The organism is Pilimelia anulata, from assembly GCF_014647895.1.
Classification (GTDB): domain Bacteria; phylum Actinomycetota; class Actinomycetes; order Mycobacteriales; family Micromonosporaceae; genus Pilimelia; species Pilimelia anulata.
Window position 1 is genome coordinate 1 of record NZ_BMQB01000038.1, and the last position, 594, is coordinate 594.

Here is a 594-nt window from a genome sequence, read left to right on the forward strand (position 1 = left end):
ATCGTGGTGTTGATGTCCGCGCAGGGCCAACCGGCGCAGGACATCGCCCATCTGATGCGGGTGACCGGGGACTATGTGCGGGACGTGATCCATGCGTTCAACGAGCGGGGGTTCGACGCGTTGGACCCAAAATGGAGCGGGGGCGCACCGAGGCGGATCGATGAGCAGACCCGAGCATGGATCTGCGCTATCGCCGGGTGCGACCCCCGTTTCCTGGGCCAGCCTTTTGCCGGCTGGTCGCTGTCCAAACTCCGCGAGTATCTGATCACCTCACGCCGGGTCGAGGCGGTCAGCGTGGAGGCGCTGCGGCGGATCCTGCACGCCGGCGGGATCTCCTGGCAGGCCACCAAGACGTGGAAGGCCAGCAACGACCCCGACTTCACCGCCAAGATGCGCCGCGTGCTGGACCTCTACGACCACCCGCCCGCTGGCGGCCGAGTGATCTGCGTGGATGAGTTCGGGCCGCTGAACCTGCAACCACGCCCCGGCCGTGGCTGGCGCAGGATCGGCCAGCCGGCCCGGCTACGCGCACCTACACCCGCGACCACGGCGTGCGGCACATGATCGCCGCCTTGGACCTGTCCACCGGGAAAA

General features: G+C 68.0%; 1 protein-coding gene. It reads left to right on the plus strand.

Annotated features, from left to right (window positions below; all coding sequences use genetic code 11):
* The coding region (locus tag IEY94_RS23190; protein ID WP_229784383.1) for an IS630 family transposase at positions 1 to 564 on the plus strand (564 nt) is incomplete at its 5' end.
* Positions 565 to 594 lie beyond the last annotated feature (30 nt).